Below are 24,916 nucleotides of genomic sequence, written 5' to 3'. Positions count from 1 at the left end.
GCCTCGTACTATTTCTTCTTTAGCCAGGGTCGGAAGACACCTTCAAACGCCATGCCGGCGTTCTCGGTGCGAACGGGGGTAACTGCGACGGGATCGCCAGCTTCAATCATGAGACCGTCGCCAAGGAACATGGCAACATGCCCATCCCATATAAGGAGATCCCCAGGAAGTGCTTCTTCTACAGGAATCTGCGGATTATTATCCTGATCCCAGGTAGTGCGGCCTATCTCTAGACCAGCTTGCTGATAGGCCCATTGTGTGAGTCCGCTGCAATCTAAACCAACACCGGGGGTAGTTCCGCCCCACACATAGGGCACGCCTACTTGTGTAAGAGCAGATTTTATGGCGGTAGCAGCGGTCGCATTGGGAGCGTACACGGTATGCCCATTGGGGAGAGTGATAGGTACTTCTCCATCCGCCGTAACACAGTAACCGTTGGTATCGTCGGAAGTATTAGACGTGTGTGCCGATGAAGCAGTGTACCCTGACGCATACTGTGCTCCTGATGCATAGTGTGCACCAATTGAGGTGGCTGCCGGCGCACCAGTTCCTGCACTGGTTACTGCACCAGCTCCTCCACCAGTTCCGGAATAGGTAGAGCTGGGAGATCCCGTCTGCATACCAGTGGGTCCGGAGTATGTAGTAGCGGCACCAGCAGAATACGCCACGGATGAGGTGTGGGCCGGTGGAGCCTGTGTTGTTGTGGCATCTGCACGTACATCGGGATCTTGCCCCCAGGCGACGTGCTCAGTGAAGGAGTTTCCTCCGAGCTGCACGTCTATGTTCGTGTGACCATGAATCTTTGCTCTGCCTTTAATAGTAGGCAGTGTGGGTGTAAGGGTGGCGCCGGCAATTTCTGCCATGGAGTGTGGTGAGGGCACTGCAAGAGGTAGTTTAATATCGCTCTTCAGGTAGGCGTCATGGGCCGTTGCGAGAGCTTTCTGGGTAGGGCCTTGCAGTTCACTCAGTGCCCGCATATAGATGTCAGCTACTTGTTGGCATGCTATCAGAGCTTCTTCGGTAACTTCAATGATGGGGCCAATGATGGTCTCTGCCGTAGCGGCAATTGTGTCATTCGCTTCTTTGAGAAATTTAGCGATAACGGCAGCTATTTCGCAGCTGGCTCTTGCGACAATGGCTTCTGCTTCGCTGGTGGCGGCGGCCAGCTCGGCATGTTTTTCTTCTAGTTCGTCAGAGTGCAGTGCAATAGTTTTAACAGTTTTCTGGGCAGCTTGTGCAGCGGTTCCCGTCCATGCGGATGCTATTTGGCGAGTGGCACTTCCCACCGCATGCGTAACTGCACCAAAAGCCTTTCCTGTTTGTTGGAGGGCGGAGGTCAATCCATGCAGGCCTGTGAGGTCTAATGATGGTACAGCTGGTAAACCAAGCGGTAGCTTGAGATGAGGTGCTTGTTGAATTTGCTGTGACGCACTGGCGCCAGAGGACGTGGGGGTATAGCTAGCACTAGCCGAAATATGTAGTCCGGTCGCGCTGGTGAGCTCCAAAGACCCAGATGCTCCCATCGTGGCCAGTGTTTGTATCATGGGCAGGGCCAGAGTGAGGGGATCTGTCATAGCAAGCCTTCCTTAGCGATCGTGTCCCTATGTGCTTTTTCAGTGGCAAGGTAGGCAGCGCTAGTGGCTGCAGAGCGGGCGGCACTGTCCTCTAAATCGGCAACAACTTGTGCAAAACCTGCATTGTGCACCGTGTGTGCAGCCTCATAGGCTAGTGCGAATTCGGTGGCAATAACCCCCAAAGAGGGGAGGATAATGGCACTAGATGTGGCTTCTAAGAGGCCTTTTTCTGCCGCGAGTTCAGCACCGGTGGCTCCGAGAGCTTTACCAAATGCCGAAATTGCGGGGATATTTGCTGAGACATGAGTAAGTGACATGCTTCCCCTTCTTATGAGCGAACGTTAACTAATATGACGTTGCTTCTGTTACTGAAGGTTCCATCCCCCAAGAAAATTTCCCCAAAAAAATTTTTGAGAAAGTATGCTCTGCCATGTTTTGGCATACTCCGTCGTGTTCGGTGTTTCGTTCTGTCAACATCATGAATAGGGGGTAAATGTGCCAAGATAAAAAGCATGGATGTCACGATCATTAATCACCCCTTAGCCCTTGCTCGCCTTACCACTATGCGCGATGAGCGAAGCACCAATGCCCAGTTCCGCGCTGCCCTGCAAGAATTGGCACAAATGCTGGTGTATGAAGCAGCCCGCGACTTGCCGGTAGAAGATATTTCCATTACCACACCGTTAACGCCCACCACTGGGCATCGTCTGCTTCAACCGCCGCTGATTGTTCCCGTTATTCGTGCTGGTTTGGGAATGGTAGACGCGGCACTATCAATGATTCCCGATGCACAAGTGGGTTTTGTGGGTATGGCTCGTGACGAGGAAACCCACCAGCCTGTTCCTTATCTGGAAGCCCTCCCCGATGACCTTTCACAGCAAAATGTCTTCGTTATTGACCCAATGCTGGCGACGGGCGGCTCTATGTTGCACACCTTAAAACTTATCGTCGACCGTGGGGCACGGGATATTACGGCTGTTTGTATGGTGTCTGCTCCGCAGGGTGTTAAGGCGTTGGAGGAGTCTGGATTGCCGGTACGGTTGGTGACGGCTGCTCTCGATGATGGTTTGAACGAGGATGCGTATATTGTGCCGGGATTAGGCGATGCTGGGGATCGTCTCTATGGACCTCGGTATGATGACGCCACTTCTCGCTAGGTAGTATTTTTAACTCTTCCGTCATCTTCTTGTAAAAACTCTTAATGTACTTAAAAATATGTTTTGACGTGCTATTTTTAGTATTTTTTTGAGGATTTATACGGTGTTGTGAAAAAAGAAGATAAGGGGGGATTTTGTATTACCAAAAATAGGAGTAGGTTTTTCACACGTGAACCAATCTTCGCCAGAAGACGGCCGCGATAGCCGTAAACTCGGAGAACGTATGCGGGACTGGTGGCTTTCTGATGCTGATCAGCAGCCCGCCACGCTCCAAGGTCCGCACGGTCGTGTTATCCACGATGCACACCGTCATCCGTGGTACAAAGTCATGTGCCTATCGGGTCTCGACTACTTCTCCACTCTCGGTTATCAGCCCGGTATTGCTGCCTTGGCGGCGGGTACCTTGGCGCCGTTCGCCACTATCGTATTGGTACTCCTCACTGTTTTTGGTGCCTTGCCTATCTACCGGCGTGTCGCGAAAGAATCCCCCTATGGTGCTGGTTCCATCGGCATGCTTGAGTGGCTACTCCCTAAGTGGGGCGGCAAGATTCTCGTTCTTGTCCTTCTTGGCTTCGCCGCAACGGACTACCTCATCACCATGACGCTGTCCTCGGCTGACGCAACAGCGCACGTTATCGAGAACCCCTATACGCCGGCATGTTTTGAAGGACAGAATGTCCCCATCACCATTTTTATGCTGGTTGTTCTTACCTGCGTGTTCCTCCGCGGGTTCGGAGAAGCCATCAACCTGTCGGTAATACTGGTATCCGTCTTCCTGGTTCTCAATCTTGTCGTGGTGGGTGATGGTCTGTATGTTCTTATCACGCACCCCCACTATGTAACCGATTGGCACACAGCTTTATTAGCCCAGCACAGTAATCCGTGGGTGATGTTGGGTATCTCCCTTATCGTGTTCCCGAAGCTGGCTCTTGGCCTGTCTGGTTTTGAAACCGGCGTCGCTGTTATGCCGCAGATTAAAGGTGGCGAGGGCACCCAGCAGGAACGTCTTAACAATCGTATTAAGGGTGTCCGTCGCATGATGACGGTAGCGGCTCTCACGATGTGTACGTTCCTCATTGCGTCGTCCATCATTACTACTACTCTTATCCCTGCAGAAGCGCTGCAGGAGGGTGGAGAAGCTAACGGGCGCGCATTGGCCTATATTGCCCACCACTATATGGGCAACGGTATGGGAACGGTCTACGACATTGCTACCATTCTCATTCTCTGGTTCGCTGGGGCGTCTGCAATGGCCGGCATGTTGAACTTGGTGCCGCGCTACTTGCCTCGTTTCGGTATGGCACCCGAGTGGGCGGCACACACTCGTCCGCTGGCTATGGTGTTCGGCTTCGTCGCCATTTTTGTCACCATTCTTTTCAAGGCTGACGTTGACCACCAGGGTTCCGCTTATGCCACCGGTGTTCTGGTACTTATCACTTCTGCGGGCTATGCGGTGGCCCTATCAGCGTGGAAGAACAAAGAGTGGGGTAAGTTTGTCGGGTTCACGATTACGACGTGTGTCTTCGTCTACACAACCATTGTGAATATCGTGGAACGCCCCGAAGGTGTCCAGATTGCGGCCGTCTTTATTGCTGCTATTCTGGGTGTTTCTTTCGCATCCCGTATTCACCGTGCCTATGAGCTACGTGTACAGGACATTGTTTTCGATAAGGATGCTCAGCAGGTTCTGAAAGCCGCGAAACGGCGTGACCGCCTTGTCATCGTGGCGCATGATCCAGAGACTTTTGCACAGGATGAATATGTTATTAAGGAGCGTATTCAGCGGCGTCTTACCAATATTGAGGACGACGTACCAATTGTCTTCTTGGAAGTGAATGTGAAGGATGCGTCAGACTTCGACACAGTCCTTGAAGTTCATGGCCGTATGCGCGGTAAACACCGCGTGCTGTGGGTAGATGCGCCAGGTGTGCCCAATGCTATCGCTGCAGTTCTGCTCTACATCCGAGATGTTACTGGTGTTGTCCCGGACGCATATTTCGAGTGGGCCAATATTAGCCCCACTCGGTCGCTTGGTCGCTTCCTCTTCTGGGGACAGGGTGAGGTTGCGTCCGTTACTCACGAAGTATTGCGGCGAGCCGAGCCTAATCGTGACCGGCGCCCCCATATTCACGTCGGCTAGTAGTTACGCGTGTTTAACGCTGCGCTGGCCGGCAACTGCGCATGCGTAGCTCACGTACATACTGTGCAGGTGCCCCCGCTTCCTCTGCAGCGTCAGCGATCATTGCAAGGTATTGGGCGCTGGGAAGTCCGCCTTCATAGGCGTCCATGACATAAAACCAGACGAGTTCAGATTTTTCTTGAACGGCGCTATCTTGTCCGTCATAAAGGCTGAAGCCATGTGGGGTGGTAATTCGAGCCGTCACACGGGTTTTTATTTTCCGGTGAATATCTTGGTCGTAGGCTTCCCACTTATCTAGGCGTCTTTCGTCGCGCGTGGGAACATCGTAGAGTGCAACGAAGACGCGGCTGGTGGGGTCTTCGACAACTGTGGCAAGGGCGCCTTCCCAGCATGAGACGTCTTCTCCGGCAAATGTTAGCCTCCACCCTTCAAGCCAGGCGGTGCCGGCTAGCGGCGAGTGAGGAGCGTGGCGCAGCATGAGTGCGGGTGCCATGTTCGTTCCGTAGGCGGCATAGAGAGACATATTTTGAGAATATCGCGGTGACGGCCCTTGTGCTACCCCTTTTACGGGATTGTAGAAGGGGTTACAACATTATTAATAAAGTTTTCAATATCTATAAAGGCTGTGTGCGGTTGAAGGGGGATAACCTCAACCGCACACAGCCTTTACTTCTATGCTGGTTGCATAGAAAAGCAATGATTAAGCCCAATTAAGGGAGCGTTCCACTGCCTTATTCCAGTTGTGGAAGAGTTCTTCACGGGTCTTCTGATCCATGTGAGGAGTCCACATATCACTGGGGATCCAGTTGGCGCGGATCTCATCGGTAGAACTCCAGAAGTCAACGGCTAGACCAGCCGCGTAGGCAGTTCCCAGTGAAGCATTCTCACGGAGCTCACCACGGACAACAGGGCAATTAAGCATGTCGGCCTGGAACTGCATAAGCAGCTTATTCTCTGTCATACCACCGTCAACCTTAACGGTCTTCAGCTGGACATCAGCCTGCTTGCGCATGGCTTCGGCAACCTCACGAGTCTGGTAGGCGGTTGCCTCCAGGGCGGCACGAGCAATGTGATTACGGTTAGCGAAACGAGTGAGGCCAACGATGGTGCCGCGGGCGTCCTCACGCCAACGAGGGGCCATAATGCCGGAGAATGCAGGAACGAAGTAGACACCGCCGTTATCCTCAACTTCTGCAGCCAGAGCTTCAATATCGTCAGAGGAGTTAAAGAAGCCCATATTGTCGCGCAGCCAGCGAACTGCCAGACCAGTGACGGCAATGGAGCCTTCTAGTGCGTAGACGGGTTCTTCATCGGCAAGACGATAGAAGACGGTAGAGATAAGTCCATCGGCAGGCTTGGCGGGCTCTGCGCCTACGTTGAGGAGGAGGCTGTTGCCGGTGCCGTAGGAGATCTTTGCTTCGCCGGGGGCAAGGCAGGCCTGGCCGAAAGCAGCTGCCTGCTGGTCTCCGAGAATACCGGAGATAGCAACTCCCGGTAGCGGGCCGCGGCGGCGTACGTGGCCGTAAACCTCGGAGGAGGAACGAATACGGGGGAGAATACTCTTCGGAATATCGAATGCAGCGAGGAGTTCGTCATCCCACTGGCAGGTGTTGATATTCATGAGCATGGTGCGGGAAGCATTGGATACGTCGGTGACGTGCTTGGCGGGGCCGTCAACGGATCCCTGTGCGCCACCGGTGAGGTTCCAGATGAGCCACGTGTCCATGGTACCGAAGAGGAGTTTTCCTTCATCGGCTAGTTTGCGGGCGCCCTCAACATTGTCGAGCATCCACTTAATACGGGGGGCGGCGAAGTAGATAGTGGGGGGAAGACCGGTGATTTCGCGGATACGGTCCTCGCCAACCTTTTCAACGACTTCGTCAAGGCAATCATGGGAGCGGGTATCCTGCCACACTATGGCATTACAGATGGGCAGACCGGTAGTTTTATCCCAGAGTACGGCAGTCTCGCGCTGGTTTGTAATACCGAGTGCTGCAACGTCATTGGAAGTAATTTCCATGACGGCGAGAACTTCCGCAAGGGTGAGACGGGCGTTCTTCCAGATCTCCATAGGATCGTGTTCAACGTATCCGGGGGCGGGGAGAATCTGGCGGTGGTCACGCTCGGTGGTGGCCATTAGATTTCCATCGTGATCGAAGACAGAGCAGTGTGTGAAAACAGTGTCTTGATCAAGGGCAATAACATAGCGAGAGCTAGGCATGTAATGCTCCTTTTCGGCATCAGAGTTATTCCAAATATACCGAAAGTAGCCTCCTTCGCGGGTGTATGAAAGCAACCTAAAAAGAGCATTTCGACCGCTGTTTTTGTGGCATTTATGCAGGTAACAACGGTGTTATTAGGCAGTTAAAGGAGTTTCTACAAGGGGCAAAGGTTGCCACATCGGAAAGAAATAAGCGCAGAACTACTTATTCACCATTATCCTGGAGAATCTTACACATGGCTGTTCCGGGGGTAACCGGAGTTCCCGGCTCCACAGAAAGCTGTGTGATAGTGCCCGACTGATGAGCCAGAACAGGATTCTCCATTTTCATAGCTTCAAGGACAATAACTAGATCGCCTTCTTTAACGACCTGTCCTTCTTCCACTGCCACCTTAACAACAGTGCCCTGCATAGGGGCGATAATAATGTCGCCCGATGCAGAAGAACCAGCGTTGGAAGCGAAAGTACGGGGACGCGGTTTACGAACCTTAGCAGGACGAGAACCACGCACAACAAAATCGGCGGGAAGGCTTACTTCCATGCGCTTGCCGTCAACTTCAACAACAACAATTCGATTGGGGAGACGCTCCATCTGGGGTGCATCCGGATCCTCAACAGCAGCGTCAAAGGGATTCTTCCACTCGTTTTCAATCCACTTCGTGAAAACGTTGAAGCCATTACTATCTCCCACAAAATCTGGGTTGGAGACAATATGACGATGGAAATCGAGAGTCGTTGCTAAACCCTCAATATGGTACTCAGACAAGGCACGCCGGGCACGGGCAAGAGCATTCTCACGAGTCTCGCCCCACATGATGAGCTTTGCCAGCATGGAGTCGAACTCGCCGCCCACAATATCGCCTTCGCGGACACCAGAATCGACGCGCACGCCCGGGCCAGTAGGCTCTTCATAGCGGATAACAGTGCCGGGGGCAGGGAGGAAGTTGCGGCCTGGATCTTCACCATTAATACGGAACTCAAAAGCGTGACCCACCGGAGTTGGATCCTCTTTAATGTCGAGTTCTTTACCTTCCGCAATGGCGAACTGGCGCAGCACAAGATCAAGATTGGTAGTTTCTTCGGTGACGGGGTGCTCCACCTGTAGACGAGTGTTGACCTCGAGGAAAGAAATAGTGTCACCCTGCACCATGTATTCAACAGTGCCGGCCCCGTAGTAGCCTGACTCGCGGCAAATAGCGCGGGCGGAGGAACGGATTCTCTCTTCCTGCTCCGCGGTGAGGAAAGGTGCGGGGGCTTCTTCAACAAGCTTCTGGAAACGACGCTGTAGAGTGCAGTCACGCGTGCCAACGACAATCACGTTGCCGTGTTGGTCGGCAAGAACCTGTGCTTCAACGTGGCGGGCATGGTCGAGGTATTGCTCCACGAAGCATTCACCGCGTCCAAAAGCGGCAGTTGCCTCGCGGGTAGCGGAGTCGAAGAGCTCCGGGATTTCCTCGATGGTGTGGGCAACTTTCATACCGCGTCCACCGCCACCAAAAGCGGCCTTAATAGCAATGGGGCAGCCATACTTTTTAGCGAAAGCAACAACCTCGTTGGCGTCTTTGACGGGGTTCTTAGTGCCGGCTGCCATAGGGGCGTTAGCGCGCTCTGCAATATGGCGGGCGGTCACCTTGTCACCCAGATCACGGATAGCCTCTGGCGGTGGGCCTATCCAGATGTAGCCGGCGTCAATAACTGCCTGCGCAAAATCAGCATTTTCAGAGAGGAAGCCATAGCCGGGGTGAATAGCGTTAGCCCCTGTGGCAGCTGCAGCCTTGAGGAGCTTCTCCACATTGAGGTAGGTTTCAGCGCCGGTGGATCCGTGCAGAGCGATAGCCTCGTCAGCGAGGGAGACGAAAGGGGCATCAGCATCGGGATCTGCATAGACGGCCACACTGGGGATACCAGCATCGCGGGCACCTCGGATAACGCGGACGGCGATTTCGCCGCGGTTCGCAACGAGTACTTTCTCTATTGTGGCTGTTGCGGTAGCGGACAATATTCTCTCCTGTAGTGTGTTTCCAACAGACTGTTTATACCGGGTAAAACCTCACTCAAAGTCTACGCTTTTCTGTGGGTTTCATTGTGTAAGAACTAGGCACAAACTGGGGTTTATACAGTTGTATGTCGTTAGTTTCGGGCACTTAACGATAGTGGGAAAGATACTGTTCCCGGCGCTGTGCCCTGCACAATAGGCATTCGCACCGCAGTACCCCATTCTGACCATGATCCCTCATAGTTATAGGCGCAGTTGCAGCCCAAGAGGTATGTGAGAACGAACCACGTGTGGCTTGATTGCTCACCCATGGTGCAATAGGTAATAACGTCCCGTTCTTCGTCAGCAGAAACGACGCCGTCATAGATATCTTCTAGAGCCTTGTGGGGAAGAAAACGGGAGTCGGGGCCAACTGCACGATTCCACGGGATATTAAAGGCTGTGGGGATATGCCCAGAGCGGGAGACAGTGGGGGAAAGATGCGGAGAAAGCGTATTTCCTATGTACTCATCGCGGCTGCGCGCATCAATAATAAGAGCTTTCCCCAATGATGCGAGAACATCCTGGCGGTAGACGCGGAGGCTACTGTCGTGGCGTTCCACAATGGGGTAATCGGACTCGGGGAATGCCCGCACAGCGAAACTACTGGGGCGTTCTTCTAGGAACCAGGCGTCGCGCCCACCATCGAGAAGACGCACATCTGCATGGCCGAAGAGGGTGAATACCCACAATGCGTAAGCTGCCCACCAATTGGATTTATCGCCGTAGAGAATAATCGTGTCGTTTTGGCGAATACCAAGACGCCGCATCAAACTAGCGAAATGTTGGCCGTTGACAAAGTCACGAATATGGGGGTCGAAAAGATCACTGCGCCAATCCAAACGGAGAGCGCCGGGAACATGTCCAATATCGTAGAGGAGGCGATCTTCATTGCATTCCAGAATGCGAAGACCGGGATAATCGAGGTGCTCCGCTAACCATTCGGTAGAGACCAAACGCTCCGGGTGTGCGTAGTCTTTGAACCGAGGGTTGGGATCATACGGCGCGGGCACGTGTTCCTCCTATGAAATGCAGCAAGTCCACTGATAATACTAGTTTTTCAAACAAATAATGACGAATAACGGAGAACACCGTCACCCGCCCATATCTATACACAAAGAATAGAAGGGCAGATGACGGTGTTCTCTTAGCAGAGGTGTTTTCTTAATAAAGATGCTCGTAGCAGCTTCTAGAAGCCTTTAAGCATGCCAACCTGGGCGTAGGACGGCAAATCCAAAAGCCCGTGGCCAGACAGACCAATCACAATAGAGGGACCGCTGCCAGGAGTTCCCTGGTGCTTGCGTGCCTCCAGAAGCGCGCCGGCCAAAGCGTGCGTGGACTCCGGCGCCGGAACAATACCTTCTGTACGGGCCATCAGTCGGCCAGCCTTGAACGTGGTTTCCTGCGGCAGCGCTATGGACTGCAAAAGCCCCAAGTGGTGGGCGTGGGACACCATGGGGGCCATGCCGTGGTAGCGGAGGCCACCAGCGTGAATAGGATCCGGCACAAAGTCCGCACCCATGGTGTACATCTTCATCAGTGGGGTAGTGTGCGCAACGTCGCCATAGTCGTAGCGGAATTCACCTTCCGTCATGGACGGGCATGACGCGGGCTCCACCGCCACAATCTTGGTGGTGCAGTTACCGGCAATCAGTTCCCGAATGAAGGGGAAGGAAAGACCCGCCAGATTAGAACCGCCACCTGCGCACCCAAAGACGTAGTCAGCCTGGTCCTCACCAAACTTCTTAAGCTGCAAGAGAGTTTCTTCACCAATGATGGTCTGGTGCAGCATCACATGGTTAAGAACAGAACCCAGAGTGTAGTGAGTTTTCTCATCCTCCAGGGCAACTTCCACTGCCTCGGAGATAGCCATTCCCAAAGACCCTGTGGTCCCCGGGAATTTCTCGTTCATTGCGCGGCCGGCTTTGGTATCCATAGTGGGGGAGCTGTAGCAGCGTCCACCATAGAGGTCCATCAGCATACGGCGGTAGGGCTTGGACTCGTAGGAGGTGCGTACCTGCCATACCTGCACGTCAATGTCGAACATGGCGCCGGCATAGCTGAGGGCAGCACCCCACTGGCCAGCGCCAGTTTCTGTGGTGAGGTGCTCAATGCCCTCAATCTTGTTGTAGTAGGCCTGCGGTAGAGCAGTGTTGGTCTTGTGCGAGCCGACGGGACTGGCACCCTCGTACTTGTAGTAGATACGGGCAGATGTTCCCAGTGCTTTCTCTAGGCGACGAGCGCGGAAGAGGGGGCTTGGCCTCCACTGGGTGTAGAGCCGTCGAATCGGCTCCGGGATTTCCACATAGCGGTCTTTTGTGAGCTCCTGACGGCAGAGTTCAGCTGAGAAGAGCGGTTGCAGATCAGCCTCGGTGACGGGCTCTTTCGTTGCCGGATTGAGGTGGGGAGCGCACGGCTCGGGGAAATCAGCATTGAGGTTATACCAATGTTTGGGCATCTCGGATTCATCCAGGATGACCTTTGTATTTTCAGAAAATATATCAGTCATACCTCATAGTGTCTCACCCTTAAGCGGGAGAAATCCATCCGTACAAGAATATTGCGCGCAGGGAACCCAATAATCTACTCAGCGAATTCACTAAAACTGACTACAAATCGCTGACTATGAAGTAGTGACGACGAATTACTGACTATGAATTATTGGAATACGCCGTAGGAGAATAAGCCACGATAGGTGTGAACTGGCGTTTAACGCTACCCCAGTTATCTAAAGCAGAGGATGACTCCGGCATAGTGTCAGTTGATGCAGCGAATGCCAGGGTACGGAGAGCCTCACCAATGGCCGCAACATCAGCGTCAGTAGGGTTACCCTTGACGACCTTAAAAACCACATTTGGCTGTGCAGTCATATACGCGCCCTCTCTTACTTTTACTGGTCTTACTTCTCATTTCACTAGCTACCGGTCACTAGCTACTGGCTATACGGAATACAGCCTGTAAACACTAATATTCTACCGCGGCACTATAGAAAAACTAACTTTACCAAGCCGTACCAAACGGAGACGCACTCGTGTTACGCCCTCTGCTCCACCCGATTCCACAAGTCCGTCACAGTAACACCAAGTTCACCAGCCAACCGACGCACCGTCGGAAGACTCAACCCAATAACATTCGACGGATCCCCCTCAATAGCGTCAATAAACCAGCCACCCAAAGCCTCAAGCGTAAACGCACCCGCACAATAGAGAGGCTCACCAGACTCGGCGTAGCGGCGAATTTCCGCATCGGTGGGAGACCCAAAATGCACAACCGTACGGGTGACAGCAGAAGCGTCGGTACGCGCACCATCATGCAGACGAATAAGCGTATGGCCTGTTAGAAGTTGTGCAGAGCTTCCCCGCACCCGCTGCCAGTGCGCAACCGCGTTAGCAACAGTAAGAGGTTTCCCCACCAGCTCCCCATCTGCTGTCAGAAGCATAGAATCGCAGCCAATAACAAGCGCATCAGCCGCTATATCCGGATATGACTCCACCACTTGGTCAGCCACATTGACGGCCTTAGCCGCCGCCAAATGCTCCACCAAAGGAGGGCCAGCCGGGAAACGCTCCTTCAACTCCTCCTCGTCCGCAGTAGAAACAAGCACCTGCGGTTCAATACCGCCGCTTCGCAAAATCTGCAGACGAGAAGGGGATGCTGACCCCAAAACAACAGTGGTCATTGCAGAAGACATTACAGAGGAATATTTCCATGGCGCTTCGGATACTCCGGAACAACCTTCCGCTCCAGCAAACGCAGCGCAATAGCAATCTCATCACGAGTATGCGACGGCGGAATCACAGAATCCACAAAACCACGCTCCGCCGCAACATAGGGGTTAATAACCTGAGCCTCATACTCAGCCAGGAACTTCTCTGCCAGAGCGTCCGCATCCTCGCCCTTCTCCGCCGCCTCGGCAAGCTGCTGACGGTAGAGATACGGCACAGAATTAGCGGCATCATCAATAGCAATCTGCGCAGTTGGCCACGCGAGGTTAATATCGGCACCTAGATGCTTCGACCCCATAGCGTTGTATGCCTCACCGAATGCCTTCCGAACAACAACCGTGACACGCGGAGTAACTGCCTCGCCATAGGCGTAGAACAGCTTAGCTGCAGAACGCACAGCGCCAGTCCGCTCCTCCTCCAACGAAGGTAGGAAGCCCGGCACATCAACCAGCGTAATAACAGGAATGTTGAAGGCATCACAGGTACGAATAAAACGTGCCGCCTTCTCCGCCGCCGCTTTATCAATAGCCCCAGCTAGCACCTGCGGCTGATTAGCAACAATAGCAACAGAGCGACCCTCAATACGGGTAAAACCAGTCAGCATATTAGCGGCGCGACCAGCCTGTACCTGCATGAACTCACCATCATCAACAATGCGCTGAATAATACCCAACATGTCGTAGGGAGCAGCGTCCGAATCGGGGATAAGAGAATCAAGCTCCAGATCTTCCGGGCGAGGATGGCTACCAGGCGCGCCGGGCAACTTCACCCAAGGTTGTTTAGGAGCTTCAGCACGGTTATTCGAGGGGAGATAAGCAAGGAGTTCCTTCGCGTAGGTAAGAGCATCCTCCTCATCGTCAGCGACGTAATGGCAGAGTCCGGTCTTCTCCATCTGTACATCGGCGCCGCCTACGTCTTCACCCGTGTCTTTCGTGGTGGCGTCGACACTGCGGGCGTCGGCACTGCGGGCAGCGATCATTTGGGGCGTGCCAACGAGCATTTCGGACTGGCCACGCACCATAATGACAAAATCTTGCAGGGCAGAAGCGAAAACATTACCGCCAGAGCACTTCCCCAGTACCACAGAAATCTGCGGGATAAGGCCAGAAGCCTTCACAAGGCGCTGGAAGATCTGTCCGTAGAATGCGAGGGAGTTAATACCCTCCTCTAAACGGGCACCCTGGCCATCCAGAATGGATACCAGTGGGCGGCCAGTTTTAATGGCGAGATCAAGAATTTTGACGATCTTCTCGCCAGTAACTTCGCCAACAGTACCGTTGAGGACAGTTGCATCAGCGGAAAAGACGCACACAGAACGCCCATCGACTGTTCCGTAACCGGTAACAACACCATCACCTACCGGCTTGAAAGCCGCCATACTGTAGGAGTTGGAACGGCTTTTTGCCAGCGCGTCAGTCTCAACGAAAGAACCCTCATCAAGCAGAGCGAGGACCCTTTCGCGGGCAGTCATACGGCCAGCTGCATGGATTTTGTCAATAGCCTCCGCTCCTACAGGGGCTTGGGCCTTAGCCATGCGCCGACGGAGTTCGTTCAGCTTACCAGCGGTGGTATGGATACTAGGTGCGCCATTACTCATGTGCATCAGTTTACTCAACTGTAAGCTCTCTAGAGAACCCGATATGGTCTAGATTGAGCTTATTTTAAGAATGATCCCCACGCTCACCACACCCCTTCTGCGGAGTCATAATGTCCCTCGTCCCCACTCGACCTCTCGATATTTCCGCTTTACACGCGGCCCTTGTCGACAATCCGGCAACCTCCTGGCGCTCTATAGATGTTGTCGATACAACCGGGTCCACCAATAGCGACATGGTGAAACGAGCGAATAATAATCTCGATTGCGATAGAGAAATCCTTCTTGCTGAATATCAAACCAATGGGCGAGGACGCTACACCCGCAGTTTTGTTGCCCCTCGTCATTCATCCCTCAGCTTTTCTGCACTTATCCGCATTGGAACAGTGTCATCCAGCAGGTGGCCATTACTTCCGCTGGCCACTGGGGTAGCGGTTATTGACGGACTACGGCACGCACTTCACGATGCCGGCATTAATAGTGATGGGGAAGACGTAGGTAAAGGGGGAGATGTCGATCTTTCTCTCAAATGGCCCAACGATGTCCTCTGCAACGGGAAAAAACTCGCTGGCATGCTAGTGGAAATGGGGGTCCTTGACCGTACCTACCCGGATGGGTCGTCCGCCGCCGCCATTATTCCCGGAGTGGGTATTAACATTACGCAGTCCCCCGCGGAACTGCCCGTTGACTATGCCACGTCGCTAGCAATGGTGTTAGGGGATCGCACTCCTAGCCGAGAAGCTCTTGCTACCGCAATTTTCACCGAATTGGATAGACGGATAGGAGAGTGGCGGCAAGGGGGAACTGCTGTTATAGATGATTTCGTGGATCGGTGTTCCACCATTGGGCAAGCGATTGATGTACAACTGCCGCAGGGTGAACTTGCCCACGGTACTGCCGTGGATATAGCGGAGAACGGGTGCTTACTTCTTCGTACTGGGGCAGGAACAATACAAGCAATTCGTGCTGGTGATGTTCGGCATGTTCGCGGAGGCGGTTGTTACCTGCCATGATGGTCTTATGAAGAGAAGCGGCGACTACCCGGAGAATATCCTCGACCCGGGCGAGGAAATTCTCATCCACGAGCGGCCCCACTGGATAAGCCTGGCGGGTCCAACCCTAGTGGGTGTTGCGGTAGTTATGGTGATGATGCTTCTGCTGGGGTTCGCAGATGCCCTCAACGAGGGAGTACTGCGCACGTGCGTCTATATTGTTACCGCCGTCTGTATGGTGGGGCTTCTTATCGCGTGGACGTTTTTACCGGCGTTACGGTGGCTCGGTTCAAGTATTGTTGTGACGAGTGACCGCTTAATATTCCGACAGGGAATAATCCGAAAAGAAACGTCATCCGTTTCTCTTGCCTGGATACAGGCTGTGGAGGTAAAACAATCTCTCCTGGGGCGAATGATGCACTACGGCACTATTCATATTTCTAGCTATGAACTAGGCGGACTTCGTTTCGACCGAGTACCTCACCCGCATGATGTGGAAAGCGCTATCCGTTCGGGTGCTACGTCATTGCATCAGTCCGCTGGTTATCCGCAGCAGTTTTACTACATGCCGGCGGAGGGGTATCCCGCATATCCCCCAGTAGGCGTTGGCTATGGGCAGCTGCCACCTTTGGCAACGTATCGGCCGCCGCAATCTATGCAGTCTCCACAATCTCCCCAGTCGCCACGTGATTTACCTCGTCAACGACGCCTTTTCCGGCGGTAAACAGCGGCGTAAACGATAGCGTAAACAGAGGCGTGGGCAGTGATACGAGCAGTACAAGTGTGTAGTGCGCGAAGGAGTGCTAACTGACAGTTATGTGTCAGTTATGACGCGTCAGTATCGCTCTGAATAGTGGTTGCGCTAGTAGCATGCGCAGTCTTGTTGTCCACAGAATTTTCTGTGCCATTCTCTGCTGCATTGTCTGCTGGTGCAGAGGTGGAGGAAGTGACGTCGTGTGCTTTCGGATTTTTCGGGAAAACGAACTTATCGAAAGCCCACCAACGCCACAGCATAGCGAGAAGCATGCCAATGATAGAACCAAAGAGGAAGTCCCACAAGGACACTGCTAGCTGGGATGTAAGTCGGCCTCCGTGGCTGGTAAGAGCGAGTCCTAACACATTACGCGAGAACCATAGCGGAATAGCGTTAATAACAATACCAATGGCAGAGACCACGAAGAAGGAAACAGCCTCACGGGTGCTTCTCTTACCGCCGCGCTCCTGAAAAGCCCACTGTGAATTGAGAGCATAGGAACAGATGACGGCGATAGTAACTGCCAGGATCTTCGCTATGGTGGCTTTTTGGTGCATAACGGTCAACGTCAAGGCATAAAAGACAGCATTGTCGATGATGAATGTGATACCGCCAACGACGGCGAAGCGGATGAATTCGCGATGCTTAATGAAGAATGCACGCCACTTCTCTGGCATGTGTTGGAGGAAGGACTCTTCAAATTTCACAGGAGTCAGCTTACCTTCTTCCCTTATTAACGTGACACAATGGTAGCGGAATGCCAGGTTATCTCCCCTTCGCTGATGGTTCAGTATGGGATCACAATACGGGATCACAATCGAAGGGAAGAACCAGACGATTAATTTTACAACGTCATCACCGCTGGAAGAGTATTGCCCTATGCCTACTGCGCCTCGTCACTATCCGCCCGTTACCGAACGCATCATGCCCAAGGTGGCCATGATCGGAGGTGGACAACTTGCTCGTATGACGGCGCAAGCCGCTATCGAGCTGGGACAAACGTTGCGCGTAGTGTCACCCGGACCTACTGAATCTGCTGCACAAATTACCCCCGATGTCGTCGTTGGCGAGCACACCGATATAGAGGCCATTCGGAAAGCCGCGGAGGGTGCGGATGCCGTCACCTTCGACCATGAACACGTCCCGCAGGAGCTCCTTGCAGAACTGGTGAAAGAGGGAGTGAATTTTCAACCCCGGCCGGAAGCTCTCCTCTATGCACAAGATAAGTGGGAAATGCGGCGTCGACTAGATGAAATGGGTGCGCCCGTTCCTCCCTATGCTCGTCTTACTACAGATGACGATGTCGCGGCGTTCTGGGAACAGAATAATGGCGAGGTCATTATAAAAACTGCCCGTGGGGGATACGACGGGCATGGTGTGTGGGCACCCAAAATCCTGGAAGAAGCGCAGGATATTGTGCGCAAGGGTGTTACTGACCACGACATGACTATGCTGGGGGAGTGGAAAGTCCCATGGGTCGTGGAGTTATCAGTCCTCGTCGCCCGCTCTCCGGAAGGGCAGGGAGCAGCCTGGCCCGTCACCCAATCCATCCAAAAAGATGGTATTTGTGCTGTGGCGATGGCTCCCGCCCCTGATCTGCCGGAAAGTGTCGCGGTGAAGGCCCAGCAGCTCGGTTTGCGAATTGCCCAAGAACTAGGAGTGACGGGTGTACTGACGGTAGAGCTTTTCCTTCTGCCGGATCATTCTCTGCTTATTAATGAATTAGCGATGCGGCCGCACAATACTGGCCACTGGACACAGGATGGGTGCATCACGAGCCAGTTTGAGCAGCATCTGCGCGCTGTTTTGGACTATCCATTGGGTGACGTTTCCATGCGGGTACCTTTTACTGTTATGGCGAACGTGTTGGGGGCTCCGGTAACTCCCACGATGACAATGGATGAGCGTGCTCACCACCTCTTTGCCCGCTTCCCCAATGCGAAACTGCACATGTACGGCAAAGGTGAACGCCCAGGCCGTAAACTGGGACACGTCAATGTATGCGGCCCGCTAGACGGTTCCATCAGTGATCCCGCCTACGTGGCGCGAGTGAAGCGCGAAGCGGAGTTAGCAGCGCACTGGATGTCGGCAGCTGAATGGCTAGACGGCTGGGATCCGCATACCGGACAGAAAAACGACTAGTAGGCTCAGCGTAGATGAGACACAGTGTAGATACCGTGCAGACACGCAAGTTTGCGATGAAAGGCGAATGTTATGGCTTCTGATACTCCCCTTGTAGGTATAGTAATGGGCTCCGATTCCGACTGGCCCACAGTGAAACCGGCTACGGAAGCCTTAGACGCCTTCGGGATTCCCTGGGAAGTGGGTGTCTATTCCGCCCATCGCACCCCACAACGCATGCTGGATTACGGTAAAGAAGCAGCGAGCCGCGGTCTGCAGTGCATTATTGCGTGCGCGGGCGGTGCCGCCCATCTTCCTGGCATGGTGGCGGCAGCGACTGCACTTCCCGTTATCGGAATTCCGCGCGCCCTCAAGAATCTAGAGGGTATTGATTCGTTACTGTCTATTGTACAAATGCCGTCTGGTGTGCCGGTAGCAACTGTTTCTATTGATGGTGCAAAGAATGCGGGGCTACTTGCAGCTCGCATTATCGGTGCAGGTAACAGTGACGTACGTGCCAAGGTGGAAGCCTTCATGTCCACAATGGAAGAGGAAGTTGTGGGCAAGCATGCGGCGCTGCAAGATAGGCTCGGCCTTAATCGCTAGTTGGTGCGTTAATTAATGCTGTGTTTAGATGCTGCGTTAATTAGCACGCACTCATTAACGTGTTAGCTAACGTACTAGTTAACGCATTGTGGGCCGTGCCCGCCGGCATTGATGAATGGGTTGGTGCCGGGGGTAGGTGTGGCTTTCTTCGACGGTAGTTTGAGCTCGCTGGCGAATACGGTTCGGCCGTTCTTTACTGCCGAACCATCGTAGTCATCTGCAAGAACAACGCGAACAGTTCCCACTGGTACGTCTACAGAGCTTTGGACAGGTAATCCTCCAAGGTCTTTACCTACTGCTTCGGCAGCCGCCATAGTTTGTGGATTTCCAATAACGATGCTGGTGGGAATGTTCTCGTTAGCGTTTCCGGTGTTATCAATTTGGTAGCTCAGGCTTCCCAAGTATTGGGCTACGGCACCTGCTACTCCAGAGTGTGATCCGGCGTTGAGAACAGTGAGCGATACAGCGGAGCGTTCAATATTGACGCGTCCGGGTTTCGGTAGTTCGCGCTTTTTCGTCTTTTTCTCAGTGGATCCGATAGTGCGTTGTACCCACTGTTTTACCGCGGGGGGATCTATTTCAATGGCGCTTACCATGTCCCCATTGTCCAGTTGCATGTGGGCATCTGGATTAACAACGGGAATGGTGGAGAATTTCACTTCGCCACCGCTAAGGTGCTGTAGTTGCTGCGCGAACTGTATGACGTCCCATCCGTCATCTACCACTACTGAGCGGTTAATGGCGTGGGTAAGACGGTCAAGAGCTTGTGGATTGGTGAGGACTCCAGCAGAGAGAATCTTCCGCACCATGGACGCCATGTAGGCCTGCTGGCGGGTAATACGGTCTAAATCGCCGCGCATTAAGCCGTGGCGTTGCCGGACGAAAGCAAGAGCTTTTGACCCGTTGAGAGTCTGAACCCCCGCGGGGAAATGAGAACCGGAGTAGGGATCGTCAACTGCTTGGTTTAGGCAGACTTCCACGCCGCCAACTGCATTAGTCAGGAGGACGAAACCGAGGAGCCCAACTTCAGCGTAATGGTCGACGGTTACGCCGGTAAGATCGGCAACTGCTTTGAGGAGTGCCTCGCGTCCCGCGTCAGTGGCTACTTCCTCAGCTTTTTGATTGGGGACGCCGCGGTTAAGCGCCTCTTGTTTAGCGGCGAGAAGTGTTTGCCCATAGATGCCGTTAATCTTCCCCGACCCCAATTTGGGAGTGGTGACCCAGGTATCGCGAGGGATAGAAATGGCGGTGGCTGAGCGGCCATTGTTAGGAATGCGTATGAGCAGAATGGTGTCCGTGTTAGTGGACTCAATATCGGTACCGGCGTGCAGCATATTCCGCTCAGCCGGGGTAAGAGGGTTACCTTTTGCATCGGTGCGGGAGTCGGATCCTACTAGGAGGATATCGGTGGCTCCGTCTTCCCCTCCGCCGATATTGAGAAAAGCGTTAGCAGTATTTCCTTTAAGAGTGTCTAGTTTGGTCCAGGCGTAGGTGGATACGACAAGAAGAAGAATGGTGATGATCGCGATAATTGAGCGCATAATTCGCGTAAAGAGCATATGCGGTGCACGCGCGTTCATAGCACCTACTTTCGTTCTGGCATATCCGGGCGTAACAGGTAGCGGTAATAGAGTACTCTCCTTAGCCTACGGAAAAATAACTGATTTACGACAATCGCCAAACCTTTTTATCAAGATACCTGCAGGATGAGGCTAAGAAAGTGCTCTCTAATTCTTCGGTAGGTACTCTATAAGTACTCCATAGGTACGCTGGGAACAGGTACGGATGCTGGGGAAGGATGTAGGGTGAAACTTTTTGTGACAGGTGGTGCCGGTTTTATCGGCTCAGTATTCACCACAATGGCTCTTGACGGTTCCCTCAATTTACCTGGTCTCGAGGCTGTTACTGTCTACGATGCCCTTACCTATGCGGGGACGCTGACGAATTTGACGCAGTGCGCTAAGGATCCACGATTCTCCTTTGTACGTGGCGATATTTGTGATGAGGAGACGCTGCATCGTGCTATGAGTGGACACGATGCCGTTATTCACTTTGCCGCCGAATCCCATGTTGACCGTTCTATTAATGGCGCCACAACTTTCGCCCACACGAACGTGGTGGGTACCGCGGCGGTAATGCAGGCTGCCCACGATGTGGGGGTAGAGCGTGGCGTGCACGTATCCACGGATGAGGTATACGGCTCGATTCCCTCGGGATCATGGCCGGAAACAGATCCGCTTGTTCCGACTAGCCCCTATTCGGCGTCTAAAGCTGGGTCGGATCTTGTTGCCCAGTCTTTCTTCCGTAGCTTTAATCTGCCCGTTGTTGTTACTCGTTGTTCTAATAACTATGGGCCGCACCAATTCCCTGAAAAACTTATCCCCCTTTTCGTCACTAATCTGATGGAGGGGAAGAAAGTCCCTGTTTATGGTGATGGGTCCGCCCGCCGCGATTGGCTGCATGTCACTGACCACTGTAGGGGGCTTGCATTAGCTCTCTGCAAGGGACGCCCGGGGGAGGTCTACAACATTGGTGGAGGTACCGAGCTCACCGCTTTGGAGATGACAAAACGCATTGTTGCCGAGATGGGAATGGGCGAGGACATGATTGAGTTCGTTGCTGATAGACCTGGGCATGATATGCGCTATTGCGTGGATTATTCCAAAGCCCGCACGGAGTTGGGATACCAACCCAGTGTCAGTTTTGAGGATGGCATTGTGTCGACAATAGCGTGGTATCGAAACAATCGTGAATGGTGGGAACCGCTTCGTGCGGGAGCCCCCAGGATGGATCGTCTGGACACTAATTCTGGGAAGTAATTCTGTGGTATCGCAAGGTCATATTCACATACTTGGTGCGCATGGGCAGTTAGGCTGTGCCTTGCGTGCTACTCACCCTGTCTTCAGTGGTTCTGTTTCCAATGGCGAGACGGTAGTGACCTCATATTCCCGGGCGGACTGTAATCTCGCAGATCTCCATGTTTTTACAGGCAATAGTGCACTGTCTGTGGATAGTGGCGACATTGTTATTAACTGTGCCGCCTATACCGCGGTGGATGCTGCTGAACATGACGATGCCATGGCTTATCGCATTAATGCTGAAGCTCCCGGCGAGCTTGCGGTGTTGTGCCGGCAGCGAGGGGCGCATCTTATTCATATCAGTACTGACTACGTCTTTGGCGGCGAACCGCGACGTGATGAGAATGGTATGCCGCTACCGTGGGGTGTCAGCGATCCGGTATCCCCACAATGCGTTTACGGTGTTAGTAAGGCTGCTGGCGAAGACGCTATCCGGAAAGTCTGGCAGGATGTCCAGCAAGAAGGTAAGGGTACCCAGCCGGCAGTTATTGTACGAACCTCGTGGCTTTTTACGGGACCACAACGTTCGCAGTGGGGTATTGGCGGTGGAGATTTCGTGACGACAATGCGGCGTCTCTACCGTGAGAAAAAGCACTTAACAGTGGTCGATGACCAATATGGGTGCCCCACGTACTCCTGTGATTTAGCCCGTGGTATTTGGGAGATTTGTCACAAGCTTCGGCAGGGGGTAACTATTCCAGGACTCTTACATGCGTCGAATGCTGGCGCCACAACCTGGTATGAGTTTGCTACTGCGATTATTACAGGTAGCGGTGGCAGCACTATGGATGTTTCTCCTTGTAGGAGTTCCGATTTCCCCACTGCGGCAGTTCGCCCAGCCTGGTCAGTATTAAGTCCCACTAGTTGGAATAATGCTGGATTAATGCCCTTCCGTTCTTGGCGAGAGGCTCTAGCGGAATCTTTACAGGAACCTCCAACACACTTCCCGGATGGCGTTTCAGTTCGAGTTAATACGCCCATATAGCTAGGCTATTACCGTGGCACAACCATCCTTAGCAGTAGTAACGGTGACATATTCGCCGGGTCGTTATCTGCAGACCTTTCTTGACAGTATTCCTGCAGCAACGACACACCCCGTCCATGTTGTTATGGCGGATAACGGTTCTACCGATGGCGCACCTGAAGCTGCCGTTGATATGTACGCCCATACTCCCAATCTGACGGTGGAGCTTCTTCGTACTGGTGGAAATATTGGATACGGGTCTGCAATTAACTACGCTGTCCAGCATTTGCGTGACAGTGAGAATGATATTCTGCCGGACTATATCCTCATCTCTAATCCTGATGTGAAATTCTCCCCGGGTTCGATTGATGCCTTATTACATGCCGCTGAACGATGGGATAATGCTGGATCGTTAGGGCCGCTTATTCGCGAAGCGGATGGCACTGTGTACCCCTCAGCGCGTTCCATCCCGCGGATACGCAATGGTATTGCCCATGCTCTTTTAGGCTCTATCTGGCCGTCCAACCCCTGGACGAAGTCTTATCTTGATGATCGCGATATGTCGTCGGAACGTCCCGCCGGGTGGCTTTCCGGCTCGTGCTTGCTGGTAAGACGTGACGCTTTTGACTCCATTAATGGTTTTGACGAGGGTTACTTCATGTACATGGAGGATGTTGACCTTGGGGATCGCCTCGGACGAGCTGGCTGGCAGAATATTTTTGTTCCCTCTGCAGAGATTCAACACGCAAAAGGACATGCTGCCAGTGGACACCCAGAAACAATGTTGCCCGCTCACCACAAGAGTGCTTATAAGTTTCAGGCGGATCGTCACCCCCACTGGTGGCAAGCTCCCCTGCGGTGGATATTAAAAGGTGGCCTGTGGGCCCGTTGCCGAATTGCGGTAGCGATGGCCCGTCGAGGGCGCCGTTAACGCCGTACATTATTGTGTTCATTATTGTCTATACATTTTTGCCAATTTCAAGGAACTGGATAAATTACCATGACCGCACCTAACCGCCTGAGCCAGGACGTTCTCGACGCCACCGATGCTGTGGTGCTTGTAGGCGGAAAAGGCACTCGTCTGCGCCCGCTGACTCTCTCGGCCCCTAAGCCTATGCTGCCTACTGCCGGACTTCCTTTCCTTACCCACCTCCTGTCCCGCATTAAAGACGCCGGAATTAAGCATATTGTGCTGGGTACGTCATATAAGGCGGAAGTTTTTTCAGACTACTTCGGCGATGGATCTGAATTCGGTCTAGAGATTGAATACGTTGTTGAGGAACAGCCACTGGACACGGGAGGCGGCATCCGCAACGTACTTCCCAAGCTGCGTGGCGATAACATTATGGTCTTTAATGGGGACGTGCTGGGGGGAACAGAACTACAAGATATCCTCGCCACGTTCGTCACTAAACAGGCAGACGTGGTGTTGCATCTTGTGCGGGTAGCGGATCCGCGTGCATTTGGGTGCGTCCCTACAGATGATGATGGGCGTGTACAGGCTTTCTTGGAGAAAACTCCGAATCCGCCCACGGATCAAATCAACGCCGGATGCTATGTTTTCCGCCGTGAAATTATTGAGAGTATCCCCGCAGGTGTGCCAGTGAGTGTGGAACGCGACGTGTTCCCGCATCTTTTGGAAACAGACTGTCGCATGTATGGGCATGTGGATTCCCACTACTGGCGGGACATGGGTACTCCGCAGGACTTTATGCAAGGTTCCGCCGATCTTGTCCAGGGTATTGCCCCCTCCCCAGCTTTGGAGGGGCACCAGGGCGATTACCTGGTGCTACCTGGAGCAGATGTTGCGGAAACCGCGTCTTTGCAGCAAGGTACAGTTGTTGGGCAAGGTGCGGTAGTTGGCCACAATGACGTTGTTACTTCATCTGTTCTCTTCGATGGGGCAGTGCTAGGCGACGATGTTGTTATTGAGCGTTCGCTTATTGGCAATGGTGCCCATATTGGTAATGGCTGTGTTGTCCGCGATGCCGTTATTGGCGATGACGCTATTATCGGTGATCGCTGCGAGTTGCTGGATGGTATTCGTGTGTGGCCGGGGATCGAGATCCCGGATGCCGCTATTCGTTTTTCCACCGATGCCTAGCTTCTCTCTATCTGTCGTCTAGCCGTTATCTAGCTGACGGCTGGGTGTGCGGTCCGTATCGCCCGAGGTCG

General features: G+C 53.3%; 22 protein-coding genes. 10 read left to right on the top strand and 12 right to left on the bottom strand.

Annotated elements, in window-relative coordinates:
* Positions 1-8: 8 nt before the first annotated feature.
* The gene (locus QZV76_RS05865; protein ID WP_290598969.1) at positions 9-1,574 is read right to left on the bottom strand and encodes an NlpC/P60 family protein; all 1,566 of its coding nucleotides are present in this window, start codon (positions 1,572-1,574) and stop codon (positions 9-11) included.
* Positions 1,571-1,891 carry a hypothetical protein gene (locus QZV76_RS05860; protein ID WP_290598968.1) on the bottom strand — a complete coding sequence of 107 codons (321 nt, stop codon included), beginning with the start codon at positions 1,889-1,891 and terminating at the stop codon, positions 1,571-1,573. The genes QZV76_RS05865 and QZV76_RS05860 overlap by 4 nt, the downstream gene beginning before the upstream one ends.
* 195 nt (positions 1,892-2,086) lie before the next feature.
* Here QZV76_RS05860 and upp point away from each other — a divergent pair, with 195 nt between their 5' ends.
* Both upp and QZV76_RS05850 read left to right on the top strand, forming a co-directional pair.
* Positions 2,087-2,731: a uracil phosphoribosyltransferase gene (gene upp, locus QZV76_RS05855; protein ID WP_290598967.1), complete on the top strand. Its 645-nt coding sequence runs from the start codon at positions 2,087-2,089 to the stop codon at positions 2,729-2,731.
* 223 nt (positions 2,732-2,954) lie between these two features.
* Entirely contained in the window at positions 2,955-4,871 is a 1,917-nt protein-coding gene (locus QZV76_RS05850) for an amino acid transporter (protein ID WP_290599012.1), read from the top strand.
* A gap of 13 nt (positions 4,872-4,884) precedes the next feature.
* Here the strand turns inward: QZV76_RS05850 and QZV76_RS05845 are convergent, their stop codons facing one another.
* From QZV76_RS05845 to QZV76_RS05810, 8 genes are all read right to left on the bottom strand, one after another.
* A complete protein-coding gene (locus tag QZV76_RS05845; RefSeq protein WP_290598966.1) occupies positions 4,885-5,394 on the bottom strand; it encodes a gamma-glutamylcyclotransferase family protein in 510 nt (169 codons plus the stop codon).
* 177 nt (positions 5,395-5,571) lie between these two features.
* On the bottom strand, positions 5,572-7,092 hold the full coding sequence (glpK, locus tag QZV76_RS05840) for a glycerol kinase GlpK (RefSeq protein ID WP_290598964.1): 1,521 nt from the start codon (positions 7,090-7,092) through the stop codon (positions 5,572-5,574).
* A 205-nt stretch (positions 7,093-7,297) separates the two neighbouring features.
* The gene (locus QZV76_RS05835) at positions 7,298-9,091 is read right to left on the bottom strand and encodes a biotin carboxylase N-terminal domain-containing protein (protein WP_290598962.1); all 1,794 of its coding nucleotides are present in this window, start codon (positions 9,089-9,091) and stop codon (positions 7,298-7,300) included.
* Between the two features lie 131 nt (positions 9,092-9,222).
* Positions 9,223-10,140 (bottom strand): sulfurtransferase, encoded by a 918-nt coding sequence (locus QZV76_RS05830; RefSeq protein ID WP_290598960.1) that lies wholly within the window; start codon positions 10,138-10,140, stop codon positions 9,223-9,225.
* A 176-nt stretch (positions 10,141-10,316) separates the two neighbouring features.
* Entirely contained in the window at positions 10,317-11,636 is a 1,320-nt protein-coding gene (locus QZV76_RS05825) for a TrpB-like pyridoxal phosphate-dependent enzyme (protein ID WP_290598958.1), read from the bottom strand.
* 142 nt (positions 11,637-11,778) lie between these two features.
* Positions 11,779-11,997 (bottom strand): acyl-CoA carboxylase subunit epsilon, encoded by a 219-nt coding sequence (locus QZV76_RS05820; protein ID WP_290598956.1) that lies wholly within the window; start codon positions 11,995-11,997, stop codon positions 11,779-11,781.
* Between the two features lie 164 nt (positions 11,998-12,161).
* Positions 12,162-12,806 carry a Maf family protein gene (locus QZV76_RS05815; protein ID WP_290598954.1) on the bottom strand — a complete coding sequence of 215 codons (645 nt, stop codon included), beginning with the start codon at positions 12,804-12,806 and terminating at the stop codon, positions 12,162-12,164.
* A gap of 11 nt (positions 12,807-12,817) precedes the next feature.
* Positions 12,818-14,455 (bottom strand): acyl-CoA carboxylase subunit beta, encoded by a 1,638-nt coding sequence (locus tag QZV76_RS05810; protein WP_290598953.1) that lies wholly within the window; start codon positions 14,453-14,455, stop codon positions 12,818-12,820.
* Between the two features lie 104 nt (positions 14,456-14,559).
* On the opposite strand from QZV76_RS05810, the gene QZV76_RS05805 reads away from it, so the two are divergent.
* Together QZV76_RS05805 and QZV76_RS05800 are read left to right on the top strand one after the other, a co-directional pair.
* Complete coding sequence (locus QZV76_RS05805) at positions 14,560-15,459, top strand: biotin--[acetyl-CoA-carboxylase] ligase (RefSeq protein WP_290598952.1); 900 nt, start codon at positions 14,560-14,562, stop codon at positions 15,457-15,459.
* On the top strand, positions 15,419-16,162 hold the full coding sequence (locus QZV76_RS05800; protein ID WP_290599011.1) for a PH domain-containing protein: 744 nt from the start codon (positions 15,419-15,421) through the stop codon (positions 16,160-16,162). The genes QZV76_RS05805 and QZV76_RS05800 overlap by 41 nt, the downstream gene beginning before the upstream one ends.
* 101 nt (positions 16,163-16,263) lie before the next feature.
* Here the strand turns inward: QZV76_RS05800 and QZV76_RS05795 are convergent, their stop codons facing one another.
* On the bottom strand, positions 16,264-16,899 hold the full coding sequence (locus tag QZV76_RS05795) for a GtrA family protein (RefSeq protein WP_290598950.1): 636 nt from the start codon (positions 16,897-16,899) through the stop codon (positions 16,264-16,266).
* Positions 16,900-17,071: 172 nt separating this feature from the next.
* Between QZV76_RS05795 and QZV76_RS05790 the strand changes: the two genes are divergently transcribed.
* Positions 17,072-18,334, top strand: coding sequence for a 5-(carboxyamino)imidazole ribonucleotide synthase (locus QZV76_RS05790; RefSeq protein WP_290598948.1), 1,263 nt, complete (start codon positions 17,072-17,074; stop codon positions 18,332-18,334).
* Between the two features lie 72 nt (positions 18,335-18,406).
* Complete coding sequence (gene purE, locus QZV76_RS05785) at positions 18,407-18,919, top strand: 5-(carboxyamino)imidazole ribonucleotide mutase (RefSeq protein WP_290598946.1); 513 nt, start codon at positions 18,407-18,409, stop codon at positions 18,917-18,919.
* A 74-nt stretch (positions 18,920-18,993) separates the two neighbouring features.
* On the opposite strand, the gene QZV76_RS05780 is transcribed toward purE, so the two are convergent.
* Entirely contained in the window at positions 18,994-20,499 is a 1,506-nt protein-coding gene (locus QZV76_RS05780; protein WP_290598944.1) for an LCP family protein, read from the bottom strand.
* Positions 20,500-20,724: 225 nt separating this feature from the next.
* Here QZV76_RS05780 and rfbB point away from each other — a divergent pair, with 225 nt between their 5' ends.
* The 4 genes from rfbB (at position 20,725) to QZV76_RS05760 (ending at position 24,845) form a co-directional block, all read left to right on the top strand.
* Complete coding sequence (rfbB, locus tag QZV76_RS05775; RefSeq protein ID WP_290598942.1) at positions 20,725-21,738, top strand: dTDP-glucose 4,6-dehydratase; 1,014 nt, start codon at positions 20,725-20,727, stop codon at positions 21,736-21,738.
* Between the two features lie 4 nt (positions 21,739-21,742).
* Positions 21,743-22,762 carry a dTDP-4-dehydrorhamnose reductase gene (rfbD, locus tag QZV76_RS05770; protein WP_290598940.1) on the top strand — a complete coding sequence of 340 codons (1,020 nt, stop codon included), beginning with the start codon at positions 21,743-21,745 and terminating at the stop codon, positions 22,760-22,762.
* A 13-nt stretch (positions 22,763-22,775) separates the two neighbouring features.
* Positions 22,776-23,672 carry a glycosyltransferase family 2 protein gene (locus QZV76_RS05765; RefSeq protein ID WP_290598938.1) on the top strand — a complete coding sequence of 299 codons (897 nt, stop codon included), beginning with the start codon at positions 22,776-22,778 and terminating at the stop codon, positions 23,670-23,672.
* A 69-nt stretch (positions 23,673-23,741) separates the two neighbouring features.
* Positions 23,742-24,845: an NDP-sugar synthase gene (locus QZV76_RS05760; RefSeq protein ID WP_290598937.1), complete on the top strand. Its 1,104-nt coding sequence runs from the start codon at positions 23,742-23,744 to the stop codon at positions 24,843-24,845.
* The last annotated feature ends 71 nt before the right edge of the window (positions 24,846-24,916 follow it).

It is taken from the genome of Lawsonella sp. (assembly GCF_011525565.1).
Lineage (GTDB): Bacteria > Actinomycetota > Actinomycetes > Mycobacteriales > Mycobacteriaceae > Lawsonella > Lawsonella clevelandensis_A.
This window is presented reverse-complemented; position numbering and strand designations above follow the sequence as displayed.

Coding starts and splice junctions, on each gene's coding strand:
- QZV76_RS05865 (WP_290598969.1), bottom strand. CDS start 1,574: ATGACAGATCCCCTCACTCTGGCCCTGCCCATGATACAAACACTGGCC.
- QZV76_RS05860 (WP_290598968.1), bottom strand. CDS start 1,891: ATGTCACTTACTCATGTCTCAGCAAATATCCCCGCAATTTCGGCATTT.
- upp (WP_290598967.1), top strand. CDS start 2,087: ATGGATGTCACGATCATTAATCACCCCTTAGCCCTTGCTCGCCTTACC.
- QZV76_RS05850 (WP_290599012.1), top strand. CDS start 2,955: ATGCGGGACTGGTGGCTTTCTGATGCTGATCAGCAGCCCGCCACGCTC.
- QZV76_RS05845 (WP_290598966.1), bottom strand. CDS start 5,394: ATGTCTCTCTATGCCGCCTACGGAACGAACATGGCACCCGCACTCATG.
- glpK (WP_290598964.1), bottom strand. CDS start 7,092: ATGCCTAGCTCTCGCTATGTTATTGCCCTTGATCAAGACACTGTTTTC.
- QZV76_RS05825 (WP_290598958.1), bottom strand. CDS start 11,636: ATGACTGATATATTTTCTGAAAATACAAAGGTCATCCTGGATGAATCC.
- QZV76_RS05820 (WP_290598956.1), bottom strand. CDS start 11,997: ATGACTGCACAGCCAAATGTGGTTTTTAAGGTCGTCAAGGGTAACCCT.
- QZV76_RS05815 (WP_290598954.1), bottom strand. CDS start 12,806: ATGACCACTGTTGTTTTGGGGTCAGCATCCCCTTCTCGTCTGCAGATT.
- QZV76_RS05810 (WP_290598953.1), bottom strand. CDS start 14,455: ATGCACATGAGTAATGGCGCACCTAGTATCCATACCACCGCTGGTAAG.
- QZV76_RS05805 (WP_290598952.1), top strand. CDS start 14,560: ATGTCCCTCGTCCCCACTCGACCTCTCGATATTTCCGCTTTACACGCG.
- QZV76_RS05800 (WP_290599011.1), top strand. CDS start 15,419: ATGTTCGGCATGTTCGCGGAGGCGGTTGTTACCTGCCATGATGGTCTT.
- QZV76_RS05790 (WP_290598948.1), top strand. CDS start 17,072: ATGCCTACTGCGCCTCGTCACTATCCGCCCGTTACCGAACGCATCATG.
- purE (WP_290598946.1), top strand. CDS start 18,407: ATGGCTTCTGATACTCCCCTTGTAGGTATAGTAATGGGCTCCGATTCC.
- QZV76_RS05780 (WP_290598944.1), bottom strand. CDS start 20,499: ATGAACGCGCGTGCACCGCATATGCTCTTTACGCGAATTATGCGCTCA.
- QZV76_RS05760 (WP_290598937.1), top strand. CDS start 23,742: ATGACCGCACCTAACCGCCTGAGCCAGGACGTTCTCGACGCCACCGAT.